Source organism: Vibrio sp. QJM3NY_39, from assembly GCF_057785895.1.
On record NZ_CM173506.1, the window covers coordinates 1,730,909 to 1,750,093 of the forward strand.

The 19,185-nt window shown below is 42.7% G+C and carries 17 protein-coding genes; 8 read left to right on the plus strand and 9 right to left on the minus strand.

Going from position 1 to position 19,185, the window contains the following annotated elements; all coding sequences use genetic code 11:
- Positions 1-100 precede the first annotated feature (100 nt).
- The 3 genes from AC3CHU_RS23570 to AC3CHU_RS23580 form a co-directional block, all read right to left on the minus strand.
- A complete protein-coding gene (locus AC3CHU_RS23570; RefSeq protein WP_237298104.1) occupies positions 101-1,372 on the minus strand; it encodes a DEAD/DEAH box helicase in 1,272 nt (423 codons plus the stop codon).
- A 57-nt stretch (positions 1,373-1,429) separates the two neighbouring features.
- A complete protein-coding gene (locus AC3CHU_RS23575; RefSeq protein ID WP_488525820.1) occupies positions 1,430-2,041 on the minus strand; it encodes an acyl carrier protein phosphodiesterase in 612 nt (203 codons plus the stop codon).
- Between the two features lie 174 nt (positions 2,042-2,215).
- Positions 2,216-2,344 (minus strand): hypothetical protein, encoded by a 129-nt coding sequence (locus tag AC3CHU_RS23580; protein ID WP_004730901.1) that lies wholly within the window; start codon positions 2,342-2,344, stop codon positions 2,216-2,218.
- A 446-nt stretch (positions 2,345-2,790) separates the two neighbouring features.
- On the opposite strand from AC3CHU_RS23580, the gene AC3CHU_RS23585 reads away from it, so the two are divergent.
- Together AC3CHU_RS23585 and AC3CHU_RS23590 are read left to right on the plus strand one after the other, a co-directional pair.
- On the plus strand, positions 2,791-4,014 hold the full coding sequence (locus tag AC3CHU_RS23585; RefSeq protein WP_017081132.1) for an aromatic amino acid transport family protein: 1,224 nt from the start codon (positions 2,791-2,793) through the stop codon (positions 4,012-4,014).
- 148 nt (positions 4,015-4,162) lie between these two features.
- Positions 4,163-5,587 (plus strand): methyl-accepting chemotaxis protein, encoded by a 1,425-nt coding sequence (locus AC3CHU_RS23590; RefSeq protein ID WP_102534164.1) that lies wholly within the window; start codon positions 4,163-4,165, stop codon positions 5,585-5,587.
- 472 nt (positions 5,588-6,059) lie between these two features.
- On the opposite strand, the gene AC3CHU_RS23595 is transcribed toward AC3CHU_RS23590, so the two are convergent.
- From AC3CHU_RS23595 to AC3CHU_RS23605, 3 genes are all read right to left on the minus strand, one after another.
- Positions 6,060-6,785, minus strand: a complete 726-nt coding sequence (locus AC3CHU_RS23595; RefSeq protein WP_488525821.1) for an HAD-IA family hydrolase — start codon at positions 6,783-6,785, stop codon at positions 6,060-6,062.
- Between the two features lie 305 nt (positions 6,786-7,090).
- Positions 7,091-8,899: an HD domain-containing phosphohydrolase gene (locus AC3CHU_RS23600; RefSeq protein WP_488525822.1), complete on the minus strand. Its 1,809-nt coding sequence runs from the start codon at positions 8,897-8,899 to the stop codon at positions 7,091-7,093.
- A gap of 60 nt (positions 8,900-8,959) precedes the next feature.
- On the minus strand, positions 8,960-9,454 hold the full coding sequence (locus tag AC3CHU_RS23605; RefSeq protein ID WP_372290093.1) for a hypothetical protein: 495 nt from the start codon (positions 9,452-9,454) through the stop codon (positions 8,960-8,962).
- A 248-nt stretch (positions 9,455-9,702) separates the two neighbouring features.
- Here AC3CHU_RS23605 and AC3CHU_RS23610 point away from each other — a divergent pair, with 248 nt between their 5' ends.
- The 4 genes from AC3CHU_RS23610 (at position 9,703) to AC3CHU_RS23625 (ending at position 15,810) form a co-directional block, all read left to right on the plus strand.
- A complete protein-coding gene (locus AC3CHU_RS23610) occupies positions 9,703-10,179 on the plus strand; it encodes a CreA family protein (protein ID WP_017079179.1) in 477 nt (158 codons plus the stop codon).
- Between the two features lie 142 nt (positions 10,180-10,321).
- Positions 10,322-11,626, plus strand: coding sequence for an inosine/guanosine kinase (locus tag AC3CHU_RS23615; RefSeq protein ID WP_054546914.1), 1,305 nt, complete (start codon positions 10,322-10,324; stop codon positions 11,624-11,626).
- A 293-nt stretch (positions 11,627-11,919) separates the two neighbouring features.
- Positions 11,920-13,668: a formate--tetrahydrofolate ligase gene (locus AC3CHU_RS23620; protein WP_488525823.1), complete on the plus strand. Its 1,749-nt coding sequence runs from the start codon at positions 11,920-11,922 to the stop codon at positions 13,666-13,668.
- Positions 13,669-13,905: 237 nt separating this feature from the next.
- The gene (locus AC3CHU_RS23625) at positions 13,906-15,810 is read left to right on the plus strand and encodes a sensor domain-containing diguanylate cyclase (protein WP_488525824.1); all 1,905 of its coding nucleotides are present in this window, start codon (positions 13,906-13,908) and stop codon (positions 15,808-15,810) included.
- 36 nt (positions 15,811-15,846) lie between these two features.
- Here AC3CHU_RS23625 and AC3CHU_RS23630 read toward each other — a convergent pair whose 3' ends face one another.
- A complete protein-coding gene (locus tag AC3CHU_RS23630; RefSeq protein ID WP_171328685.1) occupies positions 15,847-16,452 on the minus strand; it encodes a beta-phosphoglucomutase family hydrolase in 606 nt (201 codons plus the stop codon).
- An 87-nt stretch (positions 16,453-16,539) separates the two neighbouring features.
- Here AC3CHU_RS23630 and arfB point away from each other — a divergent pair, with 87 nt between their 5' ends.
- Positions 16,540-16,950, plus strand: a complete 411-nt coding sequence (gene arfB, locus AC3CHU_RS23635) for an alternative ribosome rescue aminoacyl-tRNA hydrolase ArfB (RefSeq protein WP_171328535.1) — start codon at positions 16,540-16,542, stop codon at positions 16,948-16,950.
- A gap of 189 nt (positions 16,951-17,139) precedes the next feature.
- On the opposite strand, the gene AC3CHU_RS23640 is transcribed toward arfB, so the two are convergent.
- Positions 17,140-17,457, minus strand: a complete 318-nt coding sequence (locus AC3CHU_RS23640) for a helix-turn-helix transcriptional regulator (protein ID WP_171328533.1) — start codon at positions 17,455-17,457, stop codon at positions 17,140-17,142.
- 201 nt (positions 17,458-17,658) lie between these two features.
- On the opposite strand from AC3CHU_RS23640, the gene AC3CHU_RS23645 reads away from it, so the two are divergent.
- Positions 17,659-17,985: a hypothetical protein gene (locus AC3CHU_RS23645; RefSeq protein ID WP_488525825.1), complete on the plus strand. Its 327-nt coding sequence runs from the start codon at positions 17,659-17,661 to the stop codon at positions 17,983-17,985.
- Between the two features lie 114 nt (positions 17,986-18,099).
- Here the strand turns inward: AC3CHU_RS23645 and AC3CHU_RS23650 are convergent, their stop codons facing one another.
- Positions 18,100-19,176 carry a S1 family peptidase gene (locus AC3CHU_RS23650; RefSeq protein ID WP_488525826.1) on the minus strand — a complete coding sequence of 359 codons (1,077 nt, stop codon included), beginning with the start codon at positions 19,174-19,176 and terminating at the stop codon, positions 18,100-18,102.
- Positions 19,177-19,185: the final 9 nt, after the last annotated feature.

Here is a 19,185-nt window from a genome sequence, read left to right on the forward strand (position 1 = left end):
AAATTGATTTACTTGAAACAAAAATGCGCCGTTACAGAACCAACTGTAACGGCGCATTTTTATATCTATAGATCTTTAAACTGGAGCTTTGTCCAGCTTGTTAGCGACGTGCTTTACCGCGATTTTGGTGAATCTTAAGCTTCGCTTTCATCTTACGTTTTTCTGATGAACGACTTTTACTGCGACCACCGCGATCAGGGGCTACATCTTTTTCTAGGCTTGGTTCAAAGCCCTCTAACCACTCTTGAGGCAAGCGAGTATCAAGTAAGCGTTCAATGTCACCCAATAGGTACGCTTCATCCTGACTCATCAAAGAAATCGCTAAGCCAGTATTACCTGCGCGGCCAGTACGTCCGATTCGGTGAACGTAATCTTCAGCTTTAAATGGCATGTCATAGTTCACAACTTGTTCTAGCTGCTGGATATCAATACCACGAGCTGCCACGTCGGTTGCAATCAACGCTCTCACCTTGCCTGATTTGAAATCATCCAGTGCTTTTTGGCGCGCACCTTGGCTCTTATCACCATTGATTGATGCCGCTTTGATGCCGTCTAACTTAAGCTCTTTAACTAGAGCATCAGTGCCCTGCTTAGTTTTCGTGAACACCAACACTTGTTGCCAGTTTTTTGAGCCAATCAAATAGGCCAACAGTTCACTTTTACGCGATTTATCAACCGGATAAACCATCTGGGTAACGGTGTCAGCGGTGCTGTTTTTTGGCGTAACTTGAATTTCGCTTGGTGACTGCATCATTCGATGTGCAAGCGCTTTAATTTTATTGTCGAACGTCGCAGAGAAGAACAGCGTCTGACGTACGTCGTTCATGCGAGAAAGAATGCGTTTGATGTCAGGCATGAAGCCCATATCTAGCATGCGGTCTGCTTCGTCTAATACCAACACTTCCGTTTGGCTCAACATGATGTTCTTGGTGAACATATGGTCAATAAGACGACCAGGCGTCGCTACAAGAATGTCGGCACCTCCACGTAAGTTATCGGTTTGAACCTTCATGCTAACGCCCCCGTAAGCCACCACAACTTTAATATCGGTGCCTTTCGCATAACTCGTTACGTTATCAAACACCTGTTGTGCCAATTCACGCGTTGGCACTAACACAAGTGCACGAACGAGCTTAGGGTTCGGAATAACATTGTCTTTAGTCTCGATTAACCTTTGAATAATCGGCAAACCAAATGCCGCGGTTTTACCGGTACCCGTTTGCGCACCAGCCAGTACATCTTTGCCTTCCAGTACCAATGGAATAGCTTGTTCTTGAACACTAGTCGGAGCCGTAAAGTTTAGCTCTGATAGCGTTGTAAGAAGTTGCTCAGACAATCCTAGTTGGTTAAAAGATTGGGTAGATTCAGACATAGTATGATGCTCAAAGATTAAATAGGCGCGGATTGTAGCAAACCTGCATTACGCTGTTTACCTTTCCTTGTGATTTTTCTTCATTTGAAGTGCATTAAACTGCTTCGCTTCTTCTAAAACGTTGGGATACAGTTCATTAAAGTGACACTGCAACGTATCATAATGACGTTCGAGGTCGCCGTAACAATTTTTGAGCATCCCTAGCTTGGGCCTTCTCAACGCCATACGTTGCAATACCACCTCTATGGAAGACATGTCTTGATAGCTTTCGAGCCAACGTTGTTCTGCCATCTTTTGATGAATAGTAATGAAGTTCTCAGGCCAGTGAGGCTCTTGATGTTCAAAGATCTGTTGATGACTATCGAAACAAAAATGCTCTAACGTCTGCCGCGAGAACTGAGTCCAATGATTGGCTAAGCAGTGATCCCAAAATACATCCAGTGCAATAGGTGCAAAGCGACGCGTTTGGTCTAAAAAAAGCGATTTTGCCGATCGGGATACATCGTGGCGGTCTGTGTAACTATCCACGAATCGATGAAGTCTTATTCCGTCTGAAAGCGAGGTTGAATAGTGTTTATTAGGGTCGCCTTTAACGAAGTCACCTAACAGATTACCAGCTAAGTTACTTTTACAGTGTTGAGCGATGTGGAGGTGTGCGAGAAAGTTCATTGAACCTCATTAAAGTATCGAGAACTAAGTAACATGGTAAACGTACTCGTTTATCTTCGCGAACTTTAATGAGGATAGTTTTGTTATGACGTGTGAGCGAATGAGATTTGCTCAGTTTAAGAATTGTCTAATTTGAGAACGTTGAACTACAGAAACCTTTAGTTCAGGTAAAACCTAGTTCGAAGACTTAAAAAGTTCTTCTGCTAATTGTTTAACCGCCTGCTCGTAGTCAGATAAATCAATGCCAATTTCCATGGCATCTAACAACTCAAGACTTTCGTCATTAAAAGATTGGTCACTCATAGTGCCCCCTCTATTCCTTGATGCGGACATGATGTCCGATTAACTAGTGCACCATCTTGGACTTATATTATGTCACTTTGATGAACGCACTCTACTCTACCCATTCCATATTTATAGCTTGAAGCTACTCGCGATCATTAGCGCTTGTTTACGCTAAAGGGGTATACGCGAACGACATATGTACTGTCACCTTACACCAAGTACAACAAATTACTCTACAAATTTTGAAGCAGATCATGGTCAAACGTTTGCTTCGGGCATTTGAGTGCTTCCAACCCACCAGTCGTAAAATAAAGTTTACAGTGGGTATTTTTAATTACATTAGACATTGCATTTGGAATTAAACTCAATCAGAATACTTAAAAATCGAGATATTCTTTGGGTTTATGCGCTTAAGCTAGAAGAATTACAATGAAAACACACCCTAACGTAAAGAATTATATACAATGAATAAATCAAAGGTTTTTGGTAGTACTTTGATCATTGCAGGCACCACTATTGGTGCTGGCATGCTCGCTCTTCCACTTGCTTCAGCAGGTATTGGCTTTTCAACCTCACTTTTTCTAATGCTTGGCTTATGGGCTCTAATGGCCTTTACTGCATTGTTAATGGTAGAACTACATCAATTCGCTGATTCTGACGCAACCCTACATACGCTAGCTGACAAAATTTTAGGGACAAAAGGTAAGTGGATCGCTAGCTTTGCAGTTATGTTCCTTTTCTACGCTCTGTGTTCGGCTTATATCGCAGGCGGTGGTGCGCAGTTTAATCAACGTATCTCGGATATTTCAGGCATTGAGCTTAATGGCCAAATCACTACCCTTCTATTCACACTGTTAGTTGCTGGCGTTGTGACGATTGGTACGCACAGTGTTGATAAAGTTAACCGCGTTTTATTCGGACTTAAACTGATTGCGATGGTACTGGTACTCAGCTTCCTAGCACCGAACATCACCTCTCAATACCTAATGAGCATGCCTTTACAGCAAGGGCTGATTGTTGCAGCAATCCCAGTTGTGTTTACCTCTTTTGGCTTCCACGGCAGCATCCCTTCAATTGTTCGATACTTAGATGGTGACGTTCGATCTCTACGTAAGGTCATGATTATTGGCTCTGCACTGCCTTTGGTCATCTATGTTTTCTGGCAGAGTGTGACTCTAGGTGTGATCAGCCAAGAGCAGCTTTTGTCGGATACAAGCTTAGGCGCACTATTAGTCTCATTGTCACAAACCGTTCATCAATCAAACCTTAGCGTGATCGTTGGCGTATTCGCAGACCTTGCACTGCTGACTTCTTTTATTGGTGTGAGCTTGGGGTTATTTGAATTCATGGGGGATTCACTGAGCAAGAAACTAGGCAGTGCAAAACGTGTTAAAACGGCCGCTATCACTTTCTTACCGCCATTAGGTTTTGCCTTGTTTTACCCACAGGGATTCATTACAGCTCTGGGTTACGCAGCCATAGCGCTTTCAGTGCTCGCAATTTTGCTGCCGACAGTGATGGTATACAAGATTCGTTACACGGATTTCTCTGTAGAACCTCAAGGCACAGAAGCGACTTACCAAGTGCTCGGTGGAAGTAAAGCGTTGTTTTTAGTTGGCAGCGTAGGCGTTTTTATCATTGCGATTCAAATCCTTATTTCAGTAGGGCTATTGCCTTCTCTAGGCTAATAAACCCATAGAGAACAAAAATACTTGATAGATATCTCATAAACGATATGTTGGTATCATTAATTTTCACAATTAGTCGATTGGCATCACATTTTTATTGAGGTCGGTTATTTAGAGTCCACGGTAAAGGATTTACCGTGGAGTTTTTATGAAAGAAGTACAATTTCGAACGATAGATAAACTGTTTATTAAAATGTCTATCAACGACAAGTTTTGGGTCATTTTCTTAATCTTTTTTGCCGCTGTGGCAAGCCTCGCTGGCCTCAACTACGTCAACAATATGGAACAAATTGACGCGAGTGCAAAACAGCAGGTTGAATATCAATTGCAAGGCATCTTATCAGCGTCAGATTCCCCAGCTTCCGTTCGTTCAGTTAGCCAACAAACACGTCCTCAAGAAACAACCATATTAAAGAATGGTGCAGTTACAGCAACAGCCATTGCACAAGATGGTAACTACTACTCTCTTACCGTTTCAAATCTTGATACGCAGAATCAAAAGCAGCAAGCACTGTACTCTTTATTACTCAGTTTTTTGTGGTGTGTGCCTTTTGGTCTTTTCTGTTACTGGGTGGCGACTTTTCTAGGCGGTGCACTGTGGGTGCTTTACTCAACTACTCAAAAAATTGGTGATGGCGACTTAACATCACGCCTTGGTTTCCACCCAGGACGTGATGAGTTCGGTACGATTGGTTGTGCACTTGACCGTTCAATGGACACGCTTAGTGAGCTAGTCAACAACGTAAACCACAGTGCCGCGACACTAAGCGAAACATCGGCTTCTTTCGAAGCAGAGATGAAGCGCAGTGAAACACAAATCATGAGCCAGAATGCGTCTCTAGACTCTGTTGCTACTGCCATGGATCAAATGACCGCTTCAGCCAATGAAGTCTCTAACATTTCAGCACGCTCAACAGAACAAACTGAACAAGACGCGCAGCAAATCAACGACAGCCATACGAAAGTTCAACAAGCTATCTCAGAAATCACTACCCTTTCTTCTTTGATTGAGCAAACCTCATCTTCAGTTACTAGCTTGAATGTGAACACTAGCCAAATTAATGAAGTGATCACGACGATCAACGCTATTTCAGAGCAAACTAACTTGCTTGCTTTGAATGCCGCGATTGAAGCCGCTCGTGCGGGCGAACAAGGCCGTGGTTTCGCAGTTGTTGCGGATGAAGTAAGAACATTGGCAAGTCGCACTCAGTCGGCTACGGTTGAAATCCAAGCGATGATTGAACGCTTACAGCAAGAGAGCCAAAATATCGCTAAGATCACCGAGCAAACGGTCGACCAAGCGCAAACAAGCAGCCAACTAATTTCAAACATTGGGGACGATGTAAACTCGATTGCTGACTCAGCTCAAGCGCTAATGGATATGAGTATTCAGATTGCAACCTCAGCGGACGAGCAAAGCAACGTAGCGAACACCATCGCAGCTGAACTTAACGATATTCGCAGTCAATCCGATGTGATTAAAGAAGTGGCTCAAAACTCTTCAAATGGCGTGTCGACACTGACAGACGCATCAGTTTCTTTGTCTAAAACTTTGGCAAGATACCGCACTTAGATTTGAGTGTTCACTTACTGACCAAGTTAAATTAAGCGAAACTAAAAAGGACTCATCATGAGTCCTTTTTTATCGACGTCCGTTAATAGCAACTTTCACTAATAACAACTTCCGTTAATAACAGCTTCCTTTAATAACAACTCCCCTTAATAACAACAAGAAACACATGGTCTTTAACGATGAGATTATCATTACCATGAAGCAAGTCGCAAAGGCGAGATTATCAAGTGTCAAAACTGTCTAATATTCGAGCTTAGGGGTAATCTAATTAAACGGGTCTTTTTTCGCTTACCCTCTTGCTGCAGGTGACACATAATGAATAAAACAGAAACACCAAACACCGACGACATTACATGCCCTTTATGCCAACACGACGAATATCTACTCTCAGAAAGTGGAGAAAAGTTTACTTGTGCATCTTGCGGTTTTCACACTAAACAATTTAGTAAGGTAGTCAGCCTTCAGCTAGGCTCTACCCCACCAAAGCTGCAGGGTTCGGTATTCCACCACTTGAGCAGTGTTTGCCATTAATCCAAACCGAAATCTCTTCCAAACTGTAGATATCCTGAGCCGCTACCTCTGATGAGTCGGCTTCGGGATCTACGACTGATTCATTGATATTTGGGCGCAATCGGAACGATTGAATACCCGCACGAACACCCGCTTCAATTCCTTTTAAAGTATCGTCCACATAGATACACTCATTGGGTAAAAAGCCCATATTCATGGCTGTATACATAATCAGGTCAGGTTCTGGCTTCCAGCTGTTGGCATCAAAAGCTGAAAACACTTTACCTTTAAAGTCATCAAGCATTCCTGTCATGGCCAATGAAGATTCAACCCGAGACTTAGGCGCATTAGAAGCGATACAAAATTCGATATCCTGTCGCTTTAGAAATTCAATGAGCTCGATAGCACCATCCATCGGCTTTAAATGACGTTGGAACAAGGCTTCTAATTCAATACGATATAACGGCTCAAGCGTATCAATCGAGATAGATAGCCCTAAACGTTCTTGTGTATTCATTAAGATGTCGGCTAGCTTTCCACCTTGAAAGTGCGCATAGCAGTCGTTAACGTTTAGCTCCGCCCCAAAGCCGGTGAATACATTCACCAAGGCTTGGCAACAAAGCTTTTCGCTATCGATGAGTGTTCCATCACAATCGAAAATTACACATTTAGTCTGTTCTAACCGCATAGCTCTCTCACTCGCATTGAATTCAAGTTTTATCCTATAGTGTTCTTTCAATGCGTGGGATGATTAAGATAACAGTTTACGGACGCAGGCTTATTTCTCTTCGCGAAATATAGACTTGATCACCTTATGGCTCGACATAAGCAACAGCTTTCATTAAATTAACCCAGAATCTGCCAAACCAAATACTGCAAGGTTTACATAAACGACTTAATTTCAGTGGAAAATATAAATTGCCACGTCCTAGTCGGATTATGGCGAATTGATAAAGAAACCAAGACTTATAGACTATTCAGATAGAGCGAGAGTTAGCTAACAACCGACTCTTCTAATACCTTAACTTCAATCGAAGGTACAGACGCATATTCTACAGTTCCAGTATCGGGATACGAATCTCGGATGGCGACAAACTCGGGCAAGTGTTTCAGTAGCAGTTTGGTTAGTTTAGGGTCAAATTGATAGCCACACTCTCTATCGAACAAATCGACGACCATCTCTAATGGCCATGGCTCTTTGTAGCAGCGGGCACTAAGCAATGCGTCAAATACATCGGCTACCGCAGTAATGCGAGCAAACAAATGAATTTGTTCACCTACCTTACCATTAGGGTATCCAGTGCCATCCCAACGCTCATGATGTTCGTTAGCAATGATTGCTGCGAGGTTGGTAATATCACCCGCTCCGCTCTTCAGTAAATTGTAGCCCGCAGTGGTGTGAAGTTTCATTACATCCCACTCTTGGTCTGTCAATTTACCTGGTTTATCCAAGATAGATTCCGGAACCGAAATCTTACCTACATCATGCATCGGGCTTATGATCTCAATCATCTCGACCTCGCGATGGCTCAAGCCACGATACTTGGCAAGCAATGCGGATAACTTGGCTACACGCTTAACGTGATTACCCGTCTCGCCAGAGCGAGTTTCAATGGCTTCACCCAACACATGAATCATGTCCTTTTGAACATTCAAAGTTTGTTTCTGTAGAGCAAGGATTCGCTTGTTCTTTTTTGCCAACTCTTTCTTTTGGCGCAGGGTAATAAATTGCATCACGATAATCACGCTCAGCCCTGTAATGACCATGATTAAGCCCAACAACAATTGAAAGTTCTTTTGTAAAAAGGAGGAAGGCTCGTTAACAATCACAGATCCTGTCGGCAGTACATTATCACCAATACCAAACTTTTTAAGCGCCGGATAATTGAAAACAAAACGCTTGTTGTCACCGGGAACTAAAGGTGTAGAAAAATTAAGAGGCACATACTTATCCAATGCACTAACGGCCTCTTCGCCCATACTTCGCGAGTGGTTTACATAACCTCCGAGTACATCACCGACTATATTAAACTGCCATAACGCAAACACTGGTGCGGCGCTCGATGCAGATAAGGTTTCCGCGACCTCTTGATAGGTATGATATACACCTTGATCTAACTCAGTATTGTAGTGGCTCAGTAAGACCGCATCGTCAACAGAGACCCCTTTCAAGAACTCACTTGTTTGCTTGAGCGACAAATCGCGTATTTCTACCAAATTAACCGATGGAAAGTCTGCCATAATATGGCTTATATCTTTACGGATTAGTTCAGAAGTGACACTGTAATCATTGATGAAATAGAGGTTCTTTAGATTAGGTCTTAGTTTAGAGATCAGCTTAATATTGACGTCTATCTGATCGTTCTCATAAAGCACAGTCGCTCTATCAGACACCGCATACATATCGGTGCTTATGTCATTGATACCCGCCGCAACAATAGGTGTCGCACGGTCAATCAACGCACTCAGTGATTCAAGGAAATTAGCCGCATTATCGTCAGTCGCAATAACACCATCAAATTTATAACCTGCGTATTTGGCTTGTAAGTAATCGGTGAGAGAGTGGTAGTACTCAGAGCTATGGACGCGCTTTGTATCCAAATACTCGATTGAGAGTTTAACTTCGGTTTGAGATTGGCTGAACGCACTGCCTATCCCTTTCTGAAAGTCAGCAGTCCATTGGTAAGAAGGTTCGTATGAGTGTAAAACTAGGATGCGTTTGATATCCCAGTCGGTAGCAAAACTGACTGTAGAAAAAGCGCTAACACACAATACAGCGATTGATATCAATAGCTTGTACATACAAAACCCTTTATAAAAGATGGGGTATTGTACTTAGATTAACGCTTTCTCAAAGAATCTTTAGTTCTCGACCCACACTTTATCGTGAGAAGCATGATCTTGTGCCCAAAAATCATGTAACTGCTTAGCAAAGCCGTTGATATCTTGACCGTTTTCAATAATCACGTCGGAGATCAACAGAGAGTCTTCCACTTCTGTGACAATAGCACTCGCCACAACATCACCACTTTGAGTACCAATGTATAAAACATGCTCATCAGACAACATAATCTGACTCAAGAACTCGAGCATATGTGCCCTTTCGGTTTCATCGTGATAAACACTGGCTTGGTTAAGTGAAAAAAGTACCGTCAGTTTATGGAAATCGACTTTATGAAGTTCATCAATTTGGGAAGGAATTTGATCTTGAGCGAGGAGTTGGTAATTCTTGGATGGGAGTCTGCTTTGATAAAGTTCTCGACCTAGCAAGCTCTCCTTTGCGGGATAAGCAATGTCGAGTTGGCTAAACAGCCATTGGTTTTTCTTATGCGCGCTTTCAGGTATTTCGTTATTCATTCTTTTAGTACCTAAGATTAGTAACCCCAAATATCACAGTTATTTGGAAGACATATGGTCGGCGTAGGTGCCGAGCTACATGCAGAAAGGATACAGAGCATAACTAACACCAACAAGTACTTTAAATGCTTCATATTTTTCATTCTCTCATAACATCCTTTAAGAACTCGGTGAAAAGCTCTACACTCGTATTCAAGCTTTCAATATCCTTATAGTAAACAGAACTATATAAATAAAAAGGACTTCTTATGAAAAAAGCCTTAATAGCAGCAGGTATCATCACAATGTTAGCAGGCTGTTCGGACAACGAGGTTGGCGACGTCTCTTTGGGATTCTTCACAATGAAGGATATCAAAATGTCATCTTTAGATGATGATAAGATCGAAGGTGTGACTTGTCACATTGCATCAATCGAAGCAAATCTTAGCCTTTCTGATCCAAGCGATAGCTCTATCTCTTGTCGTCAAACGGGCGAAATCACTCCAGAAATGATTGCTAAAATAGACAAAAGTAAATCAGGTGAAGTGGTATTCAAGCAGTCGAAAAGTATCTTCTTTAAAACGATGAAGGTTCGTCGTATCTACGATGCTGAGAATCAATCGCTGCTTTACTTGTCTTACACAACCAAAGAAACAGAAGGCAGTTTCAAACATAGCCTTTCAACCGTTCCGCTATGGGGTACAAAGGCTTACGTAGATCCGGCAACACTCGTTCCAGCCGAATAGTCTCACACGAATGGTCTGAAGCAAGAGTAAGCTGAATCACCTGTACAGACATTGCGCAGGTGATTCAAAATGTAATAAAAATGAAAGAAACAGAAACAAAATGTGATATCATGCGGCAAAATTTTTTCACTGTATTTGTCATATGAAATTTCCTGGACAGCGTAAATCTAAGCACTACTTTCCAACTCACGCCCGTGATCCGTTGGTCAACCAAATTCAACAAACACCTAAGCTTCACCGCGCAACAATTGTCGGTGTGGGTCAAACTATTGTTGATATCGAGGCCCGTGTTGACAACGCGTTCCTAGAAAAATACGAGCTGAGTAAAGGTCACTCACTAGTATTGGAAGAAAGTAAAGCAGATGCGCTGTATGAAGAATTAGTTCAACGCGGTTTGATCACGCATCAATACCCTGGCGATACTATCGGCAATACATTGCACAACTATTCCGTACTTGCAGACAGTAAATCTGTCCTGCTTGGCGTAATGTCTAAGAAGATTGAAGTTGGCTCATTTGGTTACCGCTACCTTTGCCGCACTTCTTCTCGTATGAACTTAAACCACCTACAAACCGTTGATGGTCCAATTGGTCGTTGTTACACGCTCATTACCGAAGATGGCGAACGTACGTTTGCGATCAACGAAGGACACATGAACCAACTACTCCCTGAAAGTATTCCTGAACAGATTTTTGAAAAAGCGTCTGCATTGGTTGTGTCTTCATACTTAATGCGCGGTAAGCCTGAAGATCCGATGCCAAAAGCGGTACAAAAAGCGATTGAATACGCGAAAGCGCACAATGTGCCAGTTGTACTGACGCTTGGTACGAAGTACGTGATCGAAGGTAACGCTGAATGGTGGCAAGAATACCTGAAAGAGAACGTAACCATCGTCGCAATGAACGAAGATGAAGGTGAAGCATTAACGGGTGAAAAAGATCCTTTGCTCGCGGCGAACAAAGCGCTTGAGTGGGTTGACCTAGTTCTCTGCACTGCAGGCCCTGTCGGCTTATACATGGCAGGCTACACTGACGAGCCAGCGAAACGCGAAACAACACTACCGTTATTACCGGGTAACATTCCTGAATTTAACAAATACGAATTCAGCCGTGCGATGCGTAAGCAAGACTGTAAAGACCCAGTCAAAGTGTACTCTCACATCGGCCCTTACTTAGGTGGCCCACTTGAGATTAAAAACACAAACGGTGCTGGTGATGGCGCGCTTTCGGCACTTCTACATGACATGGCAGCGAACAGTTACCATCACGTGAACGTACCGAATTCAGAGAAACACGAGCACGCGTGCTTAACTTACTCGTCACTGTCTCAAATTTGTAAGTACGCAAACCGCGTAAGCTACGAAGTATTGACTCAGCACTCTCCTCGCCTTTCTCGTGCACTACCAGAACGCGAAGATAGCTTAGAAGAAACATACTGGGATCGATAATCAACCATGCCAGGTTGTTAACTCATCAAAGTTGATGACCAGCTAGATTTTCCATTCCTGAAGGGCTGCTATATGCAGCCCTTTTTGTATTCAGTACTAATATAACTGCAGCTGAAGGTAGTCACATCGAATATTTTGCTCGTTTAACATTTGATCTCGCGCAATGACTCTTTAGATCTGTTATCTTCCAGCACATAATTCGTGTGGTTTGCCTTTACTTGGCAAATTTATGCAGTACTATCGCCACGCAAACGTTTACGTACAACCTTTCGGTTCTGATATAAGGATCAAATATGCTGTCTGATATTGATATTTGTCGCTCTACTCCCCTTAAAAACATCAGTGAAGTTGCCAAACAAGCTGGCCTGCAACACAACGAACATCAGCCATTAGGGCAATACAAATCTAAAGTGTCTCTGACATCACTTGAACGCCTCGCCAACCAACAAGATGGTAAATTGGTCGTGGTGACCGCTATCACACCAACGCCTCTTGGCGAAGGCAAAACCGTCACTACTATTGGATTAGCACAAGGCCTCGCAAAGATTAACCAATCTGCGATGGCCTGCATTCGCCAGCCTTCAATGGGCCCAGTTTTTGGTGTTAAAGGTGGCGCAGCCGGTGGTGGTTACTCTCAAGTCGCCCCTATGGAACAGTTAAACTTGCACCTCACCGGTGATATTCATGCTGTGACAGCCGCTAATAACCTCGCCTCTGCAGCCATTGATGCACGCTTGTATCATGAGCAGCGTGAAGGATTAGAAGCCTTTGAAACACGCTCTGGCTTAAAATCATTAGACATCGATCCAAGCAGAATCGTGTGGCGCCGTGTACTCGACCATAATGACCGTGCATTGCGCATGATCACAGTAGGCAAAAACGAAGCAGACAAAACAATTAATGGCCTTGAGCGCGAAGATGGTTTTGATATCTCAGCCGCCTCAGAGCTGATGGCTATTCTCGCTCTTGCCGATGATCTACAAGATCTACGCAAGCGTATCGGCCGTGTCGTACTCGCATACAACAATCAAGGTTCGCCATTAACCGCAGAAGACTTCAACGTCGCGGGCGCTATGACAGTAACGATGAAGGACTCTATTGAACCAACATTGATGCAAACTCTTGAAGGCGTGCCGACACTCATTCACGCGGGACCATTCGCGAACATAGCCCACGGAAACTCTTCGATTATTGCCGACAAGATAGCGTTGAAGTTGAGTGACTTTGTAGTGACCGAAGGTGGCTTCGGCTCTGACATGGGGTTTGAGAAAGCTTGTAACATCAAGGTGAAAGCATCGAACAAGAAACCCGATTGCGCCGTAGTTGTCGCAACATTACGCGGATTAAAGGCCAACTCTGGATTATACGATTTAAGACCAGGCACTCCATTACCTGATTCAATCTTTAATGACGATCAAGACGCGCTCACTGCAGGCTTTGAGAACCTTAAATGGCATATCAACAACGTTAAACAATACCAAGTGCCTACTGTCGTTGCGATCAATCGATTCCCACAAGATTCAGCTCAAGAGCTCGACGCATTGAAACAGATGGTCATCGAATTCGACCCAAGCGTTCGCGTTGAAGTAAGTGAAGCGTTTGGTCAAGGTGGTGAAGGTGCAGTTCAGTTGGCTCACGCCGTGGTAAAAGCATGCCAAACAGAGAGTAAATTTAAGCCTTTGTACTACTCTAAGCAAAGCTTAGAAGAGAAACTGATGGCAGTCGCTGAAGTCGGATACGGCGCAGCAAGTATTTCGCTATCACCACTGGCAAGGAAACAACTGACTGAGTTCAACCAACACGGCTATGGCGACCTATCAGTTTGTTTGGCAAAAACGCCATTATCGATTTCAACAGAAGCTCAAATAAAGGGTGCACCCACTCAGTTTGACGTACCCGTTAGAGAGTTAAAACTGTGTGCTGGTGCCGGCTTCATCTACGCTTTGTGCGGCAACGTAATGACCATGCCAGGTTTACCTGATAAACCGGCTTTCATGTCATTAGATATTGATAGTAATGGAAATATTATCGGCCTAAGCTAGATGCTCTTAGCTAGATAAACGGCAATTAATCGCGATTAATTGGGCTCAAGTTTCAGAGCGGCGTTCTATATTGAGCAATCATTTCCTAACGAAGTGATTGCTCAACAATCAAGCTTGAATGCAAAAAGTTGCAGTAAAATCGTAGTTATATACAAATCTTGTTTTAAGTTCTGGGTTAAGATCACATTAAAAACCCTATAAAATATATAGTATTGCGCTGATTCTTTGAGGACAGTGATGAATACGAGTATAAAAAAACTAATCAGCCAATTTCTATGCACCATATTTGCCCTAGGATTAGTCCCTGCCCTCTACATCAACTCTGAATTTGACCGGGTCGAAGCCCAACACACGTTAAATATTAAGCAATCCAGCCAAAATCAAATTGAATACAGCTTTCATGAGCTCGCAATAATTGTTGAGCAAATCTCCAACTCCGTGCCTTCTATTGCAAATTCTCAAACACTACTGCGTGCGATCGAAGAACCTTCGATTGTTCATAAAGAAGCGCTAGAAGATCTATGGGTGATGTTAGCGCGTGGACAACAATATTATTCTCAACTTCGCTACCTCGACTTAGAAGGTAATGAGGTTTACCGCATTAACTACAACAACAAGAACGCGACGATAGTTCCAGTTAATAAGCTTCAAGATAAGTCGGCTCGTGGTTACTTTAAAACGCTTCAACAATTAAAAATTGGAGACGTAAGCTCAAACGGTATCGATTTAGAGATTGAAAATGGTGAGGTTGTCCATCCTTTGATGCCAGCCCTAAGGATAATGACACCCGTCGCATCAGAAGATCGTATTATTGGTTACTTTATCGCTAACCTGAATATGCTCGAGGTCTACGACCGTCTTCTTTATCAAATAGGTACGTCATCCGCCGTCCCTGTTATTCTTAACAGGACCGGACATATCATCATGGGCCCGGATATCGAAGAATCGTTTGGGCATCTTATTGCATCTCGTTCAGATAAAACCTACGCGAAGCTTTACCCTGAACTTTGGAAAGCCATTCAAGAAAATACCTCTTCTAGCTACTTTGATGGTAAAAACTGGTATTTCCACTCAGATATCAGCCCTAAAATAAAGCAATTTGAAGGACCAATTTATTTGGTTCTTCATGTTGAAAACCAACTGTTCAGCAGCCAGTACCTACAAGAAAAACAAGCCATATTCGTGCAGGTCATCACCTTATCTTTCCTAATTTCTATGATCTCTGCTGGTTTTGTTTTGTGGAACAGTAACCATAAAAAGAACAGCATAGATAGCCAACTGGCCAAAGCAGCAATGAACGGTATGTCTGCACTGGTCATTACCGACAGAAATAACCGAATCATTAAAGTTAACCAAGAATTTACTCGAGTCAGTGGCTACGAACTGGAAGAAGTAAAAGGTCGCCAACCATCGATGTTTGCCTCTGGGCGCTATAATCAGGAGTTCTACATCAAGATGTGGAGCGTAATCCAGAAGAAAGGCATGTGGGAGGGAGAAGTGATAAATCGTCGCAAAGACGGTTCATTGATTACCGAAATACTACGAATCCAAACCATCAAAGATTCGAAAGATGTGATTCAGTTTTACGTCGCTTCTTTTGTCGATATTAGTAAGCACAAAGAACTCGAGAAAAAGCTCAGAAATCTAAGTGAAAAGGACGCATTAGCCGGTTGCTGGAATCGAAGAAAATTTGACCTTGAACTTCGCGACGAATGTTCTCGTGTTAATCGTTACCCTACTCGCGAGCAATCTTGCTTAGCTATCTTGGATATTGACTACTTCAAACGCATTAACGACAGATTTGGGCACGACTACGGTGATCGAGTCATTCAAACAGTCGCTCAAGTACTTCAGCGTGAATGCCGTGAAACAGATTTTGTTGCTCGCATTGGTGGCGAAGAGTTTGGTGTTATTCTTCCTCACACCACAACGGAAGGAGCTGAATACGTTCTCAACAGGCTGAGAATTGCAGTCAGCCTTGAACTCGATAACGTAGTCACTGTGAGTGGCGGCATTACTAACATCACCAATGATCCAGCACTGAACTACAAGTGCGCTGATTTAGCGTTATACGAAGCTAAAGCAGCAGGTAGAAACAATGTATGCTTATTCCTAGACAAAGAAATGAGTGAAATAGCCTAACAAAAGATAGTACAAGCACTCTTGTTAGGCTCTCGATCAACTTGGGGCCGGGTAAAACTCTAACTTGTTCCCTTCTACCACCAGAATGCAATCCATCTTCGCAGCATGAGCGGCTTGTTTACCTAAGTTCGTATCTTCAAACACAACACACTGCTTTGGCTGTAATCCCATACCAAAACACGCATCTAAGAAGGTATCTGGATTGGGTTTGTGATTCTTAACATCTGTTGCTGTCACTAGGATATCGAGCTTGCTCAAGATATCTGTTTTGTCCAACAACTGTTCGGCACTTTTACGTTGGCTGCCCGTTCCAACCGCAATCTTCTTATTACCCAGATGCTCTAACAGCAGAGAGTGAGTACAAGGGATGATCTCTCCTTTGTCTTCAATCGCAGCAAACGACGCCATCTTAAACGTAGAAACCGCTTGTGGATCGAGCGATAAACCGTACTTACTATTCACTTCACCGGCGATCTTATAACTCGGCATGCCACCTAAACTATGCAGCCAAGGCGCTTCAAAATGAAAACCGAATTCTTCAGCCGTTTGCTGCCACGCTTTTACATGTGCTGGCATTGTATCGATCAACGTACCATCCATATCAAAGATTAACCCTTCATACGCCGTTAAATCTATTTTCATCATTACTACCACTGTTTGAGAAAGTTACTGATACCATAACCAATATTCAGTATCATGACCCAATATTACCGTTCAAAATGGATGTTTATGTTACAAATATCTAACTCTGTTTCAATTCAAGACTGGGAAATCCAGTTAACTGCGATCAGAGCACAAGGAGCTGGCGGTCAAAACGTCAATAAAGTATCGAGCGCGATACACTTACGTTTTGACATTAACCACTCCACACTACCTGATTTCTATAAAGAAAGACTGTTAGCGCACAAAGATAGCCGCATCACGAAAGATGGAGTAATTATCATTAAAGCGCAGCAGTATAGAACTCAAGAACAAAACCGTGACGATGCTTTGGTGCGTTTGAAAGAACTGATCTTGGAAGCAACAAAAGTTCAAAAAGTAAGACGAGCAACTAAACCGACGCGTGGCTCTCAGAAAAGACGTTTAGAAGGAAAGAAACAAAGAAGCTCCACCAAGCAACTGCGTGGAAGAGTAGAATAATTTTTGATTTCATCAGTGAACACGTCACCCATCAAACAGCCGTTCTAACTCTATTTGCTTGAACAAAAACGATACCCAACGCTATTTATTCGCAGGGCATTTGTTCGAAGTATTGATTCGAAGCCTATTAGTTCGAACGCTAGGCATGCGCAAGCTAGGTATTCCAAAATAACCTAATGGAACAAAACTCTACTGCTGTTTTTTGACCGACAAAATCAGCTTGATTAACAACATGCGCTCTTCGCTGGTCAGTAAACGACTGACCGCCGCTACATCTTTCGCTGTCGCTTGTGATGCGCCAACAACATCCAGTACTACATCCAAATCGGTAACTTTCAACGTCCTAGTGAGCGAACGATACTGAGACATTTTGATATCAGCTTCACCACGCTCGATTCGTTGGTAGGTTTTTAAGCTCATTCCCGCACTTGAGGCTAATTTTTCCTGGGACAAATTGGCGAGCTTCCTGCGATCAATCAGCGCCATGATTATGGGTTCTTGTGACATAAGCTTATCCTCAATAGACAGTTATGACCTAATTTCAGCAAGAAGCAGACCATATTGACTCGCAACGGTTTACATACGCCATTAAAGGCATATTATTCGATTATTAAAAAACGTTACGTTTCATAAACTTTGACACTTAGATCGGTCGTGAGCGTACAGGCTACTAAACTTGAATATTCAAGTGTTGGGAAATAAGAAAAATTGCAAATTGCGAATAATGAAGACGTCAAATTGGAAATTGCGAATCGTTATACATTGGCATTTCCTTGCATAAAGCACGCTTTAGAATCAGACAATACCCGCAGTCAAATTATCGCGGTACAGCATAGGCTACTCACTTACAAAGAAGTGTTGTTGCACGGGAACATGTTGGAAGACAAGGAATTAAGACAGGCTTTTTCTGCGTTGAACCAAAATGAAAAAGATGTCGCGCAAGGCGGTATTAAAGACATCAACGATGCAATAAAAGAGATGGATGAGATTCTAGAAAGGTACAGTAGAAGAGTGTCCTCTGGTTTGTGCGTCTAGTCTATTAATATCAACGAGAGCACCAAACTCTCAACGGCTTAAACGAATAGAACAAAACAAAAACGGCCAGTCATAGTTGAATGACTGGCCGTTTGTTTAACTAACATGAAGAATCTAACGAGACATCGCTCGTCTAAACCCACCTAGTAACATCAACGCACCTAACAAGCCAAATGATACACTGCCCCCGCTGCCACCAGAGCCAGATGAAGTTCGTGCATTCACATAAGCCGTTCGCTTAGCATCCGTAGAAACAAACTTAGCGGTTTCAGTTCCAGCAATAACACTATCGATCCAAGTCTTATAGTCTAATATTTCAGTGAATACAGATGTCACTTTCACGCCCGAAGTGATGCTACCGCCACCACAAGTTTCAGGTCCAAAACTGGTAATACCAACTTGTCTGTAATCAGCACCATCCTTCCAATACACAGGGCCACCTGAGTCACCCTGGCATGTACCGCCGTATAACCTAGTGAATACACTGTAGTCACCAATAAAACAGATTTGATTATCAGTTAACGCAGAACCATCAGTAAAGGCTGAGGCACAAGTGTTGTTTTCCACGTAGTTAAGTGGCGCTTTCTGTAATATCGTTGTGCCATCAAAATCAGATTTTGTATCACCATGGCCAACAGCAACAAAATCATTAATACCAAAGCGATAATCATCGTTTGACGGACGTTTGACAATATCATTGATAGAATCAACGTTAAGTGCACTTTCTAGCTTAAGAATGGCAACGTCATTACGTAGTAAGTCATTCAAACTATTAGAATAATTATCTGGATAAAATACCTCAAACACACGTGCTTTCTGAACAATATTATTAGGGAATTGAGACGTATCTTCGAGCTGTGGAACTACAGTAGTAAATAACTGCCCTTCTTCATTGCCGTAAATACAGTGTGCTGCCGTCAGTATATGAGTCGGGTCTAAAATGGTCGCGCCGCAATAAGCACCAGTCGAATACACACCATCATAATCAATACGATCAATGAACAAGCTCGCCATCGAAGGAAACTCAGTGACCGAAGCATTGCTACCATTCACAATATAAGGTGTTACACCCGTATTAGGAGTACTTTCGACCGAGTTTTCCGTCGCCAATACACTAGATGTATAAATGAACGGTGCCAGTATCACTAAAACGGCTTTACGAACCGGACTCACTGTATAGTTCACATTCATAGTCAACTC

What these genes read in the sequence shown, in the direction of transcription:
- AC3CHU_RS23650 (WP_488525826.1), bottom strand. Translation starts at nt 19,176, where the DNA reads ATGAATGTGAACTATACAGTGAGTCCGGTTCGTAAAGCCGTTTTAGTG.
- arfB (WP_171328535.1), top strand. Translation starts at nt 16,540, where the DNA reads ATGTTACAAATATCTAACTCTGTTTCAATTCAAGACTGGGAAATCCAG.
- AC3CHU_RS23625 (WP_488525824.1), top strand. Translation starts at nt 13,906, where the DNA reads ATGAATACGAGTATAAAAAAACTAATCAGCCAATTTCTATGCACCATA.
- AC3CHU_RS23640 (WP_171328533.1), bottom strand. Translation starts at nt 17,457, where the DNA reads ATGTCACAAGAACCCATAATCATGGCGCTGATTGATCGCAGGAAGCTC.
- AC3CHU_RS23575 (WP_488525820.1), bottom strand. Translation starts at nt 2,041, where the DNA reads ATGAACTTTCTCGCACACCTCCACATCGCTCAACACTGTAAAAGTAAC.
- AC3CHU_RS23570 (WP_237298104.1), bottom strand. Translation starts at nt 1,372, where the DNA reads ATGTCTGAATCTACCCAATCTTTTAACCAACTAGGATTGTCTGAGCAA.
- AC3CHU_RS23605 (WP_372290093.1), bottom strand. Translation starts at nt 9,454, where the DNA reads ATGAATAACGAAATACCTGAAAGCGCGCATAAGAAAAACCAATGGCTG.
- AC3CHU_RS23620 (WP_488525823.1), top strand. Translation starts at nt 11,920, where the DNA reads ATGCTGTCTGATATTGATATTTGTCGCTCTACTCCCCTTAAAAACATC.
- AC3CHU_RS23590 (WP_102534164.1), top strand. Translation starts at nt 4,163, where the DNA reads ATGAAAGAAGTACAATTTCGAACGATAGATAAACTGTTTATTAAAATG.
- AC3CHU_RS23595 (WP_488525821.1), bottom strand. Translation starts at nt 6,785, where the DNA reads ATGCGGTTAGAACAGACTAAATGTGTAATTTTCGATTGTGATGGAACA.
- AC3CHU_RS23580 (WP_004730901.1), bottom strand. Translation starts at nt 2,344, where the DNA reads ATGAGTGACCAATCTTTTAATGACGAAAGTCTTGAGTTGTTAGATGCC.
- AC3CHU_RS23615 (WP_054546914.1), top strand. Translation starts at nt 10,322, where the DNA reads ATGAAATTTCCTGGACAGCGTAAATCTAAGCACTACTTTCCAACTCAC.
- AC3CHU_RS23610 (WP_017079179.1), top strand. Translation starts at nt 9,703, where the DNA reads ATGAAAAAAGCCTTAATAGCAGCAGGTATCATCACAATGTTAGCAGGC.
- AC3CHU_RS23600 (WP_488525822.1), bottom strand. Translation starts at nt 8,899, where the DNA reads ATGTACAAGCTATTGATATCAATCGCTGTATTGTGTGTTAGCGCTTTT.
- AC3CHU_RS23585 (WP_017081132.1), top strand. Translation starts at nt 2,791, where the DNA reads ATGAATAAATCAAAGGTTTTTGGTAGTACTTTGATCATTGCAGGCACC.
- AC3CHU_RS23630 (WP_171328685.1), bottom strand. Translation starts at nt 16,452, where the DNA reads ATGAAAATAGATTTAACGGCGTATGAAGGGTTAATCTTTGATATGGAT.